Here is a 14,297-nt window from a genome sequence, read left to right on the forward strand (position 1 = left end):
CTCAGGCCACCTTTCCGGGGCCGAGCCGAGGCAGCAGCTCCATCCAGGCCGCCGCGCCGCCCTCGGTGATCTCGGGCGTGGGCAGCACGGCCAGTACCGGCACGTCGACGCCGTTGTCGGCGTAGCGGCGGACGGCGGCCGCGCACTGCTCGGGTGAGCCGTGCAGCACCAGCGCGTCGACCACCTCGTCCGGTACGGCCGCGGAGGCGCCCCGCCGGTCCCCCGCGGCCCACGCCTGCCACATCGGACCGAGCGAGTCCTCGCGGCCCAGCCATCTGTGGAAGGCCGCGTACGCGGGGACGGTCAGGTAACCGGTGATCATGCGGCGGCCCAGCGCGCGGGCGTACACGGCGTCCTCGGTGGGGCAGACGAAGATGCGGGCGGCGACCTCGAACCCGGGGCGGCGCTCGCCCACCTCGGCGAGCGCTGTCGGCACGTCCTCGGCGGCCAGCCAGTTGAGGATGACCCCGTCGGCCTCGGCGCCGGCCAGGCGCAGCATGCCGGGGCGCAGCGCGGCCAGCACGACCGGCGGCGGCACGCTCGGCGGGCGCTCCAGCGTGAAGCGCCGTACGGCGAACGTGTCGAACGCGCCGTCGACGGTCTCGCCGCGCAGCGCGGCCCGCAGGAAGCGCAGCACGTCGCGGGTCCGCTTGAACGGCTCGTCGAACCCGATCGCGTTCCAGTCCCGGACCAGCACCGGCGACGAGGCGCCGACGCCGAGCGCGAAGCGGCCCGGCGCGGCCTCGGCCAGCGCGGCGGCGCTCATCGCCAGCAGTCCCGGGCCACGGGTGAACACCGGCGTGATCGCGGTGCCGAGGCGCAGCCGCGGCGACCAGGCGGCGGCCAGGGCCAGCGGGGTGAACGCGTCGGCGCCGGCCACCTCCGAGGACCACACGTCGGTGAACCCGGCGTCGTCGAGCGCCGCGTAGACCGCGGCATGGTCGGCGAGCGGAATGCCGCCCAACGGCACGGTCATGCCCCATCGGTTCGTCACCCGTCGATGGTGCCCGTCCGGCACCGCCGCGAGCAAGATCCAGGCCGATATGGGCGATTAAGACCGAGACGCCGGGAAAGAGTGTTACGACTGCCGGATGAGGCGGACCGGGGACGGGGCAGCGCGGTGAGGACCGCCGAACCGGCAGCGCTGCGCACCTCCGGCGGCGGCCCCGGCCGGGCCACGTTCCTGGAGCTCTTCTTCGACCTGGTCTACGTGTTCGCGCTGACCCGGATCTCGGCGCGCGCCTTCGAGGACCTGGCGCTGGAGGACGGCCAGGTCGGCTGGGCGGCGGTGACCGGCGGCGGCAAGACCCTGCTGCTGCTTCTCGCGCTCTGGGGCGTCTGGCAGGGCACGGCGTGGACCACCAGCCGCTACGACCCGCACCACCTGTGGTTGCAGATCATCGTGATCACCGCGCTGATCTCGGCGATGGTGATGGGGGTGGCGGTCCCTCGCGCGTTCGGCCACAGCGGCCTGATGTTCGCCACCGCGTACGTGATCGCCCAGGTGAGCCGTCCGGCGATCCTCATGCTGGTGCTGCGCAAGGTCCAGTACCGCCGGCTCAAGCTGCGGATGCTGATCACGTTCGCGGTGACCGGCGTGCTCTGGCTGGCCGGCGCGCTGCTGCCGGTGAACGCCCGGGTGGTGCTCTGGGGCTCGGCGATGCTGCTGGAGTACCTCGGTGGCCGCTTCGGCTGGCCGGTGCCGGGCCTGGGCCGCTCCACGGTCTCCCGCTGGGACATCCACGGCGAGCACCTGGCCGAGCGCTACCAGCAGATCTTCCTGGTCGCGCTCGGTGAGACGATCCTGCTGGCCGGCCTGTCGTTCACCCGCTCCCCCACCAGCCCTGGCATGGTCACCGCGTTCGCCGTCGCGCTGGCCACCTCGGTGCTGCTGTGGCGGATCTACGTGCAACGGGCCGGGCAGATCCTCGGCGATGCGGTGACGCGGGCAGCGCACCCGGCCGCCGTCGGCCGCTCCGCCGCCGACACCCACCTGGTCATGGTGATCGGGGTGGTCGCCACCGCGATCGGCTACGAGCTGGTGATCGAGCACCCGATCGGGCACAACGAACTGCCCTGGCTGGCCGTGATCCTCGGTGGTCCGGCGCTGTTCCTGGCCGGCCGGGCCCGCTTCGAGTACGAGGTGTTCGGCCGCGTCTCCCCGTCCCGGCTGGTGGGGATCGCCGCGCTGCTGCTGCCCGTACCGCTGCTGGTGCGCCTCGCGCCGCTCGTCGCGGCGGGCTTCGCCGCGGCGGTCCTGACGGCCGTGGCGGTGGCCGACGCCCGGCGTGCCTGGGGCCGCCCACCGGAGGACGCGGCGCCGCCGTTCTGAGCGGTGCCGCCGGAGCGGGACGCCACGCCCGCCCTCCGGGCTACGATCCGCGCGTGACCTTCTCGCTCGTCGCCCGCTCCGCCGACGGGCGCCTGTTCGGAGTGGCAGTGGCCAGCCGGTTCCTCGCCGCCGGGGCGCTGGTGCCGGCCGCCGAGGCGCTGGTGGGGGCGGTCGCCACCCAGGCGCACGCCAACCTCGCCTACCGGGCGCAGGCGCTCGCGCTGTTGCGTACCGGCGTCAGCGCCATCGACGCGGTGGCCGGGCTGGTGGCCGCCGACCCGGGACGCGACGACCGGCAGCTCGCCGTGGTCGGCGCGACCGGCGACGGGGCCACCTGGACCGGGCCGCGCTGCCATCCCTGGGCCGGCGGGCAGGCCGGCGACGGCTGGGCGGCGCAGGGCAACATCCTGACCGGCCCGCAGGTGATCGACGCGCTGCGCGACGCCTGGCTGGCCCGCGAGGACCTGCCGTTCCCGCAGCGCCTGCTGGCCGCGCTCACCGCCGGTGACGCGGCCGGCGGCGACCGGCGCGGGCGGCAGAGCGCGGCGATGCTCGTGGTGCAGCGCCACGGCGGCTACGCCGGGACCGGCGACGAGCTGGTGGATCTGCGGGTGGACGACCATGTGGACCCGGTCTCCGAGCTGCGCCGCCTGCTCGGCATCCACCACATGCTGTTCGGCCGCCCCGACCCGGCCACGCTGCGCGACCTCACCGGCCCGCTCGCCGCCGAGGTGGCCGGGCTGCTCGCCGCCACCGGGCACCCGGTCGGCCCGGCCGGCCTGGACGAGGCGCTGGCCGCCTGGACGGGTCTGGAGAACCTGGAGGAACGCTTCGTGCCCGGCCGGATCGACCCGATCGTGCTGGATCACCTGCGGCGCTGCGCGGCGCGCTGAGGAGGCTCAGCCGCCGAAGGCCAGCCGGCCGATGCCGGCGCGGGCCAGCTCGGCCTGCTCGTCGCCGGTCAGCGGCAGCCGCCCGGTGGCCTTGCGCAGCACGGTGAGCGCGTCCCAGCGCAGTCCCGGCGGCACCGGCGCGCCGCCGGTGAGCACGCCGACCACCACGTCCGCCGCCGGTGGGGTCAGCCACGGCGTCCGGTCCAGCGCGTCGGCCAGGTCCAGGCCGTGCACCGCGACCTCCACCACCCGGGTACGCAGGAACTCCGGCAGCGCCATCGCGTCACCGTGGCGGGTGCGCACCACCCGTGCGGGCGGCTCGGCGGCTACCGCCTCGTCCGTGGCGCGCCAGGCCCGGCCGAACTCCCGGGCCACCTCGGCCGCGCCCGGGTGCTCCCGGGCCGCCCGCCGGGCGGAATCGACGCGGTCCCGGTCGACCGGCGGGCTGAACTTGGCCGCGCCGAAGTAGGCGGCGGCGTCCACCTCGGGCCGGGGCGGCGCGGGCTCGGTGAGCATGCCGGCCAGGCGCCCGGCCCCGGTGCTCACGTGCGCCACGAGGTCCCGTACCCGCCACGGCGGGCACGGCGTGGGCCGGTCCAGCGCCGCGTCGTCCAGTTCGCGCAACACCCGCTCCAGGCTGTCGCATTCGGCCCGGAACGCCGCCCGCACCGTCTCCATCCGCCGGGTCAGCCCTTCCACCTGGGCACCAGCCGGTGCACCACGACCAGCACCAGCGCGGCCACCACGGCGATCGTGCCGCCGATGCCGGCCGCGCTGCCCGCGTACCCGACGAAGAGCTGACGGCGGCTGAGGGCCTCGACGGGGATCGTGGAGCGGTCCACCAGCCAGGACAACGCCAGCGCGGAGGCCAGCAGCGCCACCGCGCCGACGCCGCCGAGCACGGCGGCGGCCACCCGGTGCGCGTCGCCGGGCTCGACCACCGCCTGCTCCCGCTGGAAGACCAGCAGCATCAGCCCGGCGACCGCGGCCCACGCGCCGACCACGAGGTACGCGGCGACCGCGTCGCTGGGCCGGTGCCAGCCGGCGGAGAGCGTGGCGACGCCCGCGGCGGCGGCGTACCCGGCGCCGAGGAACGCCCCGGCCGCCCGCAGCTTGCGCGGCAGCACCAGGATCAGCGCGACCGCCACCGAGGCGGCCACCGAGGTGTGGCCGCTGGGCAGGCTGTTGCCGGCGGCCGCCCGCTCCGGGTCGATGCCGAAGTCGGGCCGGACCAGAAAGTGCTTGAGCAGTTGCGTGGTCACGTTCGCCCCGGCGATCAGCAGCGTCGCGGTGACGGCCAGCGCCTTGCGGCCCCGGATCAGCGCGATGAAGCCGATCACCGCGGTCGCGGCCAGCAGTGACACCACGGACATGGCGTTGAGGAGCGTGTCCACCGGACCGTCGATGCGGTCCTGGCCGATCCGGTTGCCGGTCAGCGCCACCGTGTCCAGCCACTGGCCCAGTTCGGTGTGCACGGCGAAGCGCCACACCAGCACGAACGCAGCCGTCTGCAGCAGGGCCAGCACGACCAACCAGACCGCCGTCCAACCCCTCGCCGTCTCCCGCACCCGGACAACTTAACGGTAGGGCCGCCGACGCGCGCGGCGGAGCGCCATCGGCTGCGGCGTACGGTGAGGCGGGCGATTCGAGGAGGTGGGGCGTGACCGGCGCGCCGCAGCGGGAACCGGAGGCCGGGCCACGGCCGGAGTCGCTGGCCGACCTGCTCGGCGGCCGGCGCGGGGCGGTCGACGCCACGCTGCCCCCGCTCGCGTTCGGGCTCGGCTGGGTGCTCGGCGGACTGGGCGGCGGCGTGCTCGCCGCGGTGCTGACCGGCACGGCGGTGGCGGGCTGGCGGTGGCGGCGCGGGGACCGGCCCCGCTCGGTGCTGGTCGGGCTGCTCGCGGTCTGCGTGGCCGCGCTCGTCGCGTTGCGCACCGGCCGGGCCGAGGACTTCTTCCTGCTCCAGATCGCCGCCAACGCGGCGAGCGCGCTGGCCTGGGCGGTGAGCATCGTGGTGCGCTGGCCGCTGCTCGGTGTGGTGGTCGGTACGGCGCTGGGCCAGCGGACCGGGTGGCGGCGTGACCCGGCGCTGCTGCGGGCGTACGGCCGGGGCAGTTGGGTGTGGGCGGGCACCTACGTGCTGCGGCTGGCGGTGTTCATCCCGCTCTGGCTGGACGGGCAGGTGGTCGCGCTCACAGTGGCGCGGGCGGCGCTCACCTGGCCGCTGATCGCGGCGGCGCTGGCGGCGAGCTGGGTGGTGATCCGGCGGTCGCTGCCGGCCGGGCATCCGGGACTGCGGCATCCGGTGACGGCGCCGGTCGGCGGCGGTGAGCCGGCCCGGGAAGAGTAATGGAGAGGCCGCCACGGGGGGAGCGGCCTCTCCGTCAAATACGTTACTCCGTCCACGGCCCGGATGTGATCCCGTGGACCGCTGATTTTTGCGTGCCTTTTCGCGCCATGGGTCGTCGCCGGGCGGAGTGGTGGGCCGGCCGGTCCGCTGCGTCGGCCGGACGGCCGGCCCACCCGGCCTGACCGTGGGCGTCAGGCCGTCCACCGACCCGGCCGCTCCGTTCCCCCATCGGCCGGGTCGGCCTCCTTCGTGGGCGGGCTCGCACCCGCCCACGAAGGAGAGGTCACCTCACCCCTGCGGGAAGTAGGTGCCGTAGTCGGCGTACGCCATGGCGATGTCCGCCTGCGCCCAGAACCGGTGGTAGTTGAAGACCGGCTCGGGACCGCCGTCCAGGTACGCCTGCACCTTCGGCCAGTCCGGGTCGTTCTTGTAGAACGAGCGGATGTCCAGGAAGCTCTTGCCCGGGGCGATCGCGTCGCCGTTGGGCATCTTCCCGGTCCAGCCGTTGGGGACGTAGAGGCCCTGGCCGTCGGCGGCGTTGTAGACGTCGTCGAAGCGCTTGTAGTCGCCGCGCTTCTCCGGCGTCGAGACGCCCTTGCTGTCGGCGGACGCCGAGAGCGCGTCCAGCAGGCCCTTCGCGGTGTCCTTCGCCGCGGTGTTGCCGGACTTGGCCGCGTACGCGATGAGCGTGCGGGCGTAGGCGCCGGCGACGCCGACGTCCTGACCCTTGACCGTCACCTCGACGTGCAGGTTGGTGTTCGGCTGCGGGCTGCTCGGGTTCCAGTTGGCCGGCTGGCCCGTCCACTTCATGTCCGACGGGATCGACCAGTTGGTGCCCAGCGTGGTGTTGGCGATCGCCCACGGCACCCACTTGTCCAGCAGCGCCTTGGCCTTCGCGTTGCCGGTCTCCAGGTACAGCTCGGCGATGCGCTGCATCGACCAGGCCTGCATGCCGAACCACTGGTTCGACGGCGGGTCGTTGTAGACCGGGTCGACGTCGTAGAACATGCCGTAGAAGGTGGCGGTGCCGCTCGGCGGCTGGGCGTAGCTGCCGTCCCAGCTGTTCGTGGCGCCACCGGCGATGCCGCCCTCGGCGGACTGGAGCCAGGTGTAGAACTCCAACTGCCGGTCGAGGCTCTTCTGCCAGTCGGAGGCCGCGGTCGGCGACTTCGGCTTCAGCTCCGCGACGTTGGTCATCACCCAGGCCGCGAACGGGTTCTGGTAGCCGAAGTGGCTGTGGCTGGAGCCGATCCGCCACGACCAGTTCTGCGAGGTGTCGTACGCGCCGCCCCAGGCGTAGTACCAGGAGAGCAGGTAGTGCGCCGAGTCACGGCCGCTGGCTGCCGGGCAGGTGCTCGCGCCGACGCAGTTGCCGATCTTCTTGAAGTACTTGTCGAACAACGCGTAGCGCAGGTAGTCGCCCATCTTGGCGGCCTTGGCCACGGTGGCCGCCACGTCGGCCGCCTTGCCCTGCGCCTTGGCCCAGGTCAGCGCCCAGTAGGCGGCCTGGACGGCACGCGCGTCGGCGTCCGGGGCGTTGGTGTACTTCCACTGCTTGGCCGGGGCGCTGGACTCCTTGACGAACAGGTCCAGGTAGCCGCTCGGGCCGCCGTGCTTGAACGTGTCGCAGGACGGCTGCGGCACGGTCTCCCACACCGACTCCTGGGTGCCCCGCTGGAACGTGTTGATGTATGCGGGCCGGGTGGTGCCGTCGCCGCAGCGGCCGAAGCCGTAGGTGTTGTCCACGTCGAGCAGCCAGTGCATGCCGTAGATGTCACCGGTGCCGTAGGTGGACTGCAGTTCCGAGCGCAGCGGGTCCTGGCCGACCGGGACGTTGGCGTCCAGCGTCGACGGGTACTGGCTGGGCAGGTTGTGCTCGGCGGCGTACTGCGGGGTGCCGGGCGAGCCGGCCGTCGCCTGGTCTGAATGATTCGGAATAATATATTTTTCCATCACCGTCCAGGCGTTGTTGAACGGGGCCCAGTTCTGGGTGACCCGGCCGTACTGCGCCTCCAGCCAGAGCCAGAAGCTGAACGCCTCCGAGGTGGTCTCGTGGCCGTGGTCGGGCGCCTCGACGATGAGCGTCTCGATCGAGTGGTACGGCACGCCCTCGGGGCTGAAGTACCCCGAGTTCTTGATCTTGCCGTACTGGTCGAGGAACTTCTTGATGTAGGCGTTGTCGCCGCCGGGGCTGTCGTTGTCCGCCTCGGTCGCGACGACGGAGATCGGCGCGTAGCCGCTGGCCGACGCGGTGATGGTGGCGGTGCCGCCGACCGTGTCGGCGTCCTCCGCGGCGGAGACCGTGGCGGTGACCCCGGTGCTCCAGTTGCTGGAGGTGAGCGTCAGCGTGGTCGGCGAGACCGTGATGTCGCTGTCACCGGTGACGGCGAGGGTCACCGGCACGTTGGCGGTCGGCGCCGCGCTGAGCGTGTACCGGACCGTGGCGCTGCTGCCCTCGCCCACTGTGACCGCGGACGGCGTGGCGACCAGCTTCGGCCCGGTGGCCGCGGTCACGGTGAACGACTTCTCCGACACCGCCGAGGCGCCGGCGTTGTCGTACGCCTTGGCCTGCACGGTGTAGCTGCCGGCCGGCAGGTCGAGCAGGTCGTAGCCGTACGGCGCGGTGGTGTCGGTGTTGACCAGCAGGCCGTTGCGGTAGAACTCGACCTTGCTGATGGTGCCGTCGGGGTCGCTGGCGGTCGCGGTGAGCGGGACGTCCGCCGGCGCCTCGAACGGGCCCGACGGGACGCCGAGCGAGACCGTCGGCGGCTGGTTGGTCTGCGCGCCGTTGCACGCCACCCCGTTGAGGGTGAACGCGGTGGGCTTCGGGTTGCTGCCGCTGTAGCTGCCGTTGAAGCCGATGCTCGTGGACGCGCCGGTGGGCAGGCTGCCGTTCCACGACTCGTTCGTCGCGGTCACCTCGCTGCCGGACTGGCTCCACCGGGCCGACCAGCCCTGGACCACGCGCTGGCTGCTGTTCGGGAAGGTGAACTTCAGCGACCAGTTGTTGAGCGCGTCGCCCAGGTTCTTGATGGTCACGTTGGCGGTGAAGCCGTTGTTCCAATCGCTCGACGCATAGGTCACGTCGCAGGCGGGCGCGGCCTGTGCGGCACCAGCGGGCAGGGCCACCCCGCCTATGACGAGGGCGGCGGCGGCGAGCATCGCCGTACGGCGACGTCTGGCCAGAAGTCTCATGTGGGCGGTGTCTCCTCGGACCGGGCCGGGACCTCGGGGTCCCGGCGGGGCGCCTCCACGCGACGACGGGGCGTACGCGGGGGGACGGAGGCGTCCGGAAAGATGGTCGTCCCGGCCGTGCCGGGGATCGGGGCGCCGCACCGGTTCGTCACCGGGTGCCCTCGGCGGCCCGCGCTCGCGTTAACTGGCTCCACGTGGCGTGACGAGAGTGTGACATGGAAGCGCTCCCACCACAACGGCCAGCGCAGATACGAGCTTCCATGTTTCGATCTCGTTTAGGGGCTTTTCCAAACCCGTGACGGGCGTTACAGTCGCAGCATCGCCGATGGGAGCGCTTCCATCGACGGAGATGCAAGTACTGGATCGCCGGGTACGCCCGTGCCCGGCGCGTCGGCCCAGAGGCCGGCGGCGGACCAGCCCGGACACCGCCACCGGCCACCACCCGCCAGACGGAGGGAGGTGGAACCAGAGCCACTCGCGTGGCCCGGCTCCCGCGCGACGCGCACGACGGACGCCAATTCCACTTCGTGCGTGTGTGCACCATCGGTGGGGACGGGGGTTGCCCTCCCCCGTCCCCACACTAAACCCCCGTTGTCGACGGCAAAAGAGGCCGACGGGACAGGCGTGACACGCCACCCGGACGGCCTTTCTCGCTATCCACCCCATCCCTCGCCGCTCACGCCGCCCCGAGCGGCGTTCCCGAGCGACGCCCCCGCCCACCCCACATTCCGGCCGCCCGCCGGCCGCGCCGCACCTCGCCGCGACCGCCGGATCAGGGCCGGCCGCTCCCTGGCTATGATGGGAGCGCTCCCGGCCCAGGGCGGCCCGTCACTCCGAGGAGAGACCTCATGTCGTTACTCACCCGACGGCGCCTGCTCCGCCGCGCCGCCCTGTCCGCGACCGCGGCCGGCGCGGCCCGGACCGGGCTCGCCGGCGCCACCGCGGCGACGACCGCCGCGTCGACCGCCGCGCTCGGCGGCTGCGACAGCCCGCCCGAGCGCGCCACCGACCCGGAGCAGGACCGCGGACTCCGCTTCCCGGACGGTTTCGGCTGGGGCGCGGCGACCTCGGCGTACCAGATCGAGGGGGCCGCCAAGGAGGACGGGCGGGGTGAGTCCGTCTGGGACACCTTCAGCCACACGCCGGGGCGCATCCGCAACGGCGACACCGGCGACGTCGCGGCCGACCACTACCACAGGTACGCGCAGGACCTCGACCTGATGCGCGACCTGGGACTGCGCAGCTACCGGTTCTCCATCTCCTGGCCCCGCATCCAGGCCGACGGCTCCGGCCGCCCCAACCAGCGCGGCCTCGACTTTTACCGCCGCCTGGTGGACGGGCTGCACGAGCGCGGCATCGCGCCGATGGCCACGCTGTTCCACTGGGATCTCCCCCAGGCCCTCCAGGACGCCGGCGGCTGGGAGAACCGGGACACCGCCGAGCGCTTCGCCGAGTACGCCGACGCGGTGTTCCGCGCCCTCGGCGACCAGGTGCCGGTCTGGCTGACCGTCAACGAGCCGAAGACCGTGGTGCAGAACGGCTACATCTGGGGCCACCACGCCCCGGGCTTCCAGGACGAGGACGCGGCGTACCTGGTCGCCCACCACCTTCAGCTCGCCCACGGCCTCGCCGTGCAGGCGCTGCGGGCCTCCGGCGTCACCGGCCGGATCGGCCCCGCCCTCAACCTGCACCCCTGCTACCCCGCCGACGACACCGCCGAGGCTGCCGCCGCGACCAGGCTCCACGACGGCTACGAGAACCGCCTCTACCTCGACTCGATCTTCAAGGGCGCGTACCCGCAGGACGTGCTGGACGACCGCGGCCCGGACAGCCGGATGGTCCGCGGCGTCCGTGACGGCGATCTGAAGATCATCTCCAGCCCGGTGGACCTGCTCGCCGTGCAGTACTACACGCCGATCTACGTCACCGGCGACGGCAGCACGGTCCGCAAGTGGCCCACCTCCGAGGCGGAGTGGCAGCAGATCTACCCCGAGGGCATGTACGACATCCTGACCCGGGTCACCCGCGACTACGGCCGGGTGCCGATCACCATCACCGAGAACGGCCTGCCCTGCCCCGACGTGCCCGGCGCGGACGGCAACGTCGACGACGCCGGCCGGGTCAGCTTCCTGCGCGACCACTTCGCCGCCGCCCACCGGGCGATCCGCGACGGCGTGCCGCTGGAGAGCTACCACGTCTGGTCGCTGCTGGACAACTTCGAGTGGGCCGAGGGGTACGAGCAGCGCTGGGGCCTGGTCTACGTGGACTACCCGAGCCAGCGGCGGGTGCTCAAGCGCAGCGCCCACTGGTACCGCGACGTGATCCGCCGCAACGGGCTGTAGACGGCGCGGCCCGGCCGGCTGCGTGCCGGCCGGGCCCCGCGTCGGCGGATCAGCGCCGGGCCGTGCCTAGCGCGGCAGCGCCTGCTGGAGTTCGGCCCGCAGCGCCGGGGTGAGCATCTCGCCGGCCTGCTTGGCCAGCCGTGCCATCTCGTAGCCGACCACGCCGATGTCGGCGTCCGCCCCGGCCAGCGTGGCCAGGATCGAGCCGTCCCGGATCTGCATCACCAGGAAGTAGCCGCGCCCCATCTCCACCACGGTCTGCTTGACGACGTCGCCGTCGAACATCTGGGCCGCGCCCGCGGTGATGCTCATCAGGCCGGAGGTCACCGCGGCGAGCTTGTCCGCGTGGTCCCGGGGCAGATGCGCCGAGATCGCCACCAGGAGCCCGTCGGAGGACACCACCACCGCGTGCGCCACCCCGGGAACGCGCTCCGCGAACGCGGTCACCAGCCAGCTCAGGTCGCGTGCCTCCTGGCTCAACGTCGTCACTGTCGTCGTCCTCCTTCGTCGCGCGGCAGGTACATCTCGGTGGTCTCCTCGGCTTCGGCGCGCCGCACCCCGCTGTAGAGGCGCGACAGCATGCCGCCGACCGCCTCCGGGTCCGGCTCGTGCCGCATCACCGGACGGTCGGCCGGGGACGCCGGGGCGAGCTGGGCCATCGGCACGCGTACCGGAAGTCCGCGCTCGTTGGTCCCCCCGGTCACCGGCGTCGACGCCGGGGCGGGCGTCACACCCAGTGGCGACGCCGTCGGCCCCTGCCGGCTGAACCAGCCGCCACCAGCGGGGCCGGCGGCAGCCGGGGTCAGGACGTCCTCGGCCCGGCCCGGCCGGGGGCGCGGCACAGCACCGGCCGGCGCGGCGGGCACCGGCGACCCGGCCGGCGGCGCCTCCGGCCCGTCACCGAGCGGACGCCCGGTCAGCGGCGACACCGGCAGCGCCGCCGGCTGACCGGGCGCCGGACGCCATCCGGCCACCGGCAGCTCGGCCGTCGGCGCGGCGAGCGCCCCGGACACCGCGGCCGGGCCGGCGAGCACGCGGGCGGCCTTGTCCGTCCCCGGCGTGAGCCGGGCCGGGGACGGCCGGCCCGCCTCCGGCGCGGGCGCCTCGGCCAGCAACTCGGCCGGGATCCGCACCCGGGCGACCAGGCCCGCGCCGGCGGCCTGCAACCACACCCGTACGCCGTTGCGGGCGCCGAGGTGGCTGACCACGAACAGGCCCATCCGTTCCGAGGCCGACACGTCGGCGGCCGGCGGCTCGGCCAGCACCGCGTTCGCCTCCGCCAGCGCCGCCGGGCTCATGCCCAGCCCTTCGTCGACGACCTGCACGAGCGCGCCCCGGCCGTCCGGCTCGACGACGACCCGCACCGTGGTCTCCGGGCGGGAGAAGGCGGTGGCGTTCTCCAGCAGCTCCGCGAACAGGTGCACCAGGTCGCCCACCGCGTGCCCGACGACGTGCAGGTCCGTCCGGTTCTCGTGGCGTACCCGCTGGTACTGCTCGATCTCCGCGCTCGCGGCCAGCAGCACCGCGCCCAGACCCACCGGGCGGTTCCACCGCCGGGTCGACTCGCTGCCGGCGAGCACCAGCAGGCTCTCGTCGTTACGGCGCATGCGGGCGGCGAGGTGGTCGAGCTTGAACAGGTTCTCCAGCTGGTCCGGGTCGCTCTCCTCGCGTTCGAGGTCGTCGAGGAGCTCCAGCTGGCGCTCGACGAGCACCTGGCTGCGCCGGGCCAGGTTGACGAACATGGCGTTGACGTTGCGCCGCATCATCGCCTGCTCGACCGCCACGTCCACGGCGCTGCGGTGCACCGCGACGAACGCCTCCGCCAGCTCGCCGATCTCGTCCTGCGAGTCGATCACCGCGGGCGGCACGTCGATCGCGCCGACCGGGCGGTCCACCGTACGCAGCCGTTCCAGCGTCAGCGGCAGGTCCACCTGCGCGATCCGCAGCGCCTGGCCCCGCAGCTGCCGCATGCCGCGGGCCACCGACCGGCCGACCAGCAGCGAGATCAGCACCGCCACCAGCAGCACGGTGGCGATACCACCGGCCACCAGCAGCGTGTCGCGCAGCTGCCGGGCGCTGGCGTCGTCGGCCCGGCTTACCGCGTCGTCGACGACCCCGCTCTCCATCTGGCGCAACAACTCCTGCCGCTGCTCACTCGCGGCCCACCACTGCGCCGCGTCGAGCAGGACCGGCTTCGCGTCGCCGCCGCCGGGCAGGGTCCGCTCCTCCATCCGGGTGGCCGCGACGAAGGCCGGGTCGACCGAGGTCTGGTCGTAGCGGCGGATCTGGTCGGCGGTCGCCGCGACCCGGAACGCGCCGAGCGCGGTGAGCTGTTGGGCCCGCAGGTCGCTGAGCGTCACCTGGTCGTCGGCCTCGTACCGGCCGGACCGGGCGGCGGCGTAGAGCTCCGCGCGGATCCGCGAGGACAGCTCCTTGACGCGGGACAGCTGCACGTAGCGCAGCACCGCCTCGGTCAGCTCCTGCCGGCCGCCGCCGGGCGACGGCTCGGCCAGCAGGTTCAGCAGCGCCGCGACGGACCGGTGGTAGTTACTCAGGACGGTGTCGCTGGACAGCACCGCCGGCACCACCGCCGACCTGATGTTGACCACCTGGTCGTACGCCTCCAGCGCCTCCGAGTAGGACACGCGCCAGGCGGCGTCGGCGTCGGCCAGCGGCGCGGCCGCGGCGCGCAGCTCCGCCACCGCGCGGTCGGTCGCCTCCTGGAGGGGCTTGAGCGCGGCGACCGCGGCGTCCCGGTCGGCGCCGGTGCCCGCGCGGCGAAGTCCCGCCAGCTCCCCGGCGGTGCGGTCCCGCTCGTGCTGGAGCCGGTCGACGGCGACGGCGATCTGCCGGCCGATGCCCACCTGCTCGGCGAAGGCGCTCAGCGTGGTGGTCTGCCCGACCAGCCCGCGCGTCTGGATGCCAGCCAGGACGAGGAACGCCAGCGACGGGATCACCAGCACGGTGGCGAGCTTGGTGCCCATCCGCCAGTCCCGCAGCCGGAACCCGGAGCGCCGCCGGTTCGGCTGCGGGACAGCGCCACGAGCCGGGTCGGGACCTGCGCCCACGCGTGCCTCCTCGTCCCACTCCACCACGTCGGGGAGCGGAGTCCATCCAACCAGGCCGGCGGTCGGTGTCAACGGCCGCCCGGACGGCACGAGCAGGCCGGTCAGGGCTCCGGACCG

At 73.8% G+C, this 14,297-nt stretch carries 10 protein-coding genes; 4 read left to right on the forward strand and 6 right to left on the reverse strand.

All coding sequences use genetic code 11. The annotated features are described in order from the left end of the window. Window position 1: 1 nt before the first annotated feature. The gene (locus tag FHU28_RS23925) at window positions 2-976 is read right to left on the reverse strand and encodes an LLM class F420-dependent oxidoreductase (protein ID WP_184689830.1); all 975 of its coding nucleotides are present in this window, start codon (window positions 974-976) and stop codon (window positions 2-4) included. 144 nt (window positions 977-1,120) lie between these two features. Here FHU28_RS23925 and FHU28_RS23930 point away from each other — a divergent pair, with 144 nt between their 5' ends. Continuing rightward, window positions 1,121-2,332: a low temperature requirement protein A gene (locus FHU28_RS23930; protein ID WP_184686683.1), complete on the forward strand. Its 1,212-nt coding sequence runs from the start codon at window positions 1,121-1,123 to the stop codon at window positions 2,330-2,332. 53 nt (window positions 2,333-2,385) lie between these two features. Continuing rightward, window positions 2,386-3,225: a DUF1028 domain-containing protein gene (locus FHU28_RS23935; protein ID WP_184686684.1), complete on the forward strand. Its 840-nt coding sequence runs from the start codon at window positions 2,386-2,388 to the stop codon at window positions 3,223-3,225. A 6-nt stretch (window positions 3,226-3,231) separates the two neighbouring features. On the opposite strand, the gene FHU28_RS23940 is transcribed toward FHU28_RS23935, so the two are convergent. Further along, a complete protein-coding gene (locus tag FHU28_RS23940) occupies window positions 3,232-3,903 on the reverse strand; it encodes a maleylpyruvate isomerase N-terminal domain-containing protein (protein ID WP_184689848.1) in 672 nt (223 codons plus the stop codon). A gap of 8 nt (window positions 3,904-3,911) precedes the next feature. Then, the gene (locus FHU28_RS23945; RefSeq protein ID WP_184686685.1) at window positions 3,912-4,793 is read right to left on the reverse strand and encodes a phosphatase PAP2 family protein; all 882 of its coding nucleotides are present in this window, start codon (window positions 4,791-4,793) and stop codon (window positions 3,912-3,914) included. A 92-nt stretch (window positions 4,794-4,885) separates the two neighbouring features. Here FHU28_RS23945 and FHU28_RS23950 point away from each other — a divergent pair, with 92 nt between their 5' ends. Continuing rightward, window positions 4,886-5,575 (forward strand): DUF3159 domain-containing protein, encoded by a 690-nt coding sequence (locus tag FHU28_RS23950; RefSeq protein ID WP_184686686.1) that lies wholly within the window; start codon window positions 4,886-4,888, stop codon window positions 5,573-5,575. A gap of 288 nt (window positions 5,576-5,863) precedes the next feature. On the opposite strand, the gene FHU28_RS23955 is transcribed toward FHU28_RS23950, so the two are convergent. Next, window positions 5,864-8,761: a glycoside hydrolase family 48 protein gene (locus tag FHU28_RS23955; RefSeq protein WP_184689850.1), complete on the reverse strand. Its 2,898-nt coding sequence runs from the start codon at window positions 8,759-8,761 to the stop codon at window positions 5,864-5,866. 857 nt (window positions 8,762-9,618) lie between these two features. Here FHU28_RS23955 and FHU28_RS23960 point away from each other — a divergent pair. After that, window positions 9,619-11,112 carry a GH1 family beta-glucosidase gene (locus FHU28_RS23960; protein ID WP_184686687.1) on the forward strand — a complete coding sequence of 498 codons (1,494 nt, stop codon included), beginning with the start codon at window positions 9,619-9,621 and terminating at the stop codon, window positions 11,110-11,112. A gap of 66 nt (window positions 11,113-11,178) precedes the next feature. Here FHU28_RS23960 and FHU28_RS23965 read toward each other — a convergent pair whose 3' ends face one another. Both FHU28_RS23965 and FHU28_RS23970 read right to left on the reverse strand, forming a co-directional pair. Further along, a complete protein-coding gene (locus FHU28_RS23965; protein ID WP_073831794.1) occupies window positions 11,179-11,601 on the reverse strand; it encodes a roadblock/LC7 domain-containing protein in 423 nt (140 codons plus the stop codon). Next, window positions 11,598-14,180: a sensor histidine kinase gene (locus tag FHU28_RS23970; protein ID WP_311773644.1), complete on the reverse strand. Its 2,583-nt coding sequence runs from the start codon at window positions 14,178-14,180 to the stop codon at window positions 11,598-11,600. The genes FHU28_RS23965 and FHU28_RS23970 overlap by 4 nt, the downstream gene beginning before the upstream one ends. Window positions 14,181-14,297: the final 117 nt, after the last annotated feature.

This window comes from Micromonospora echinospora (assembly GCF_014203425.1).
Lineage (GTDB): Bacteria > Actinomycetota > Actinomycetes > Mycobacteriales > Micromonosporaceae > Micromonospora > Micromonospora echinospora_A.

Coding starts and splice junctions, on each gene's coding strand:
- FHU28_RS23925 (WP_184689830.1), bottom strand. CDS start 976: ATGACCGTGCCGTTGGGCGGCATTCCGCTCGCCGACCATGCCGCGGTC.
- FHU28_RS23940 (WP_184689848.1), bottom strand. CDS start 3,903: ATGGAGACGGTGCGGGCGGCGTTCCGGGCCGAATGCGACAGCCTGGAG.
- FHU28_RS23960 (WP_184686687.1), top strand. CDS start 9,619: ATGTCGTTACTCACCCGACGGCGCCTGCTCCGCCGCGCCGCCCTGTCC.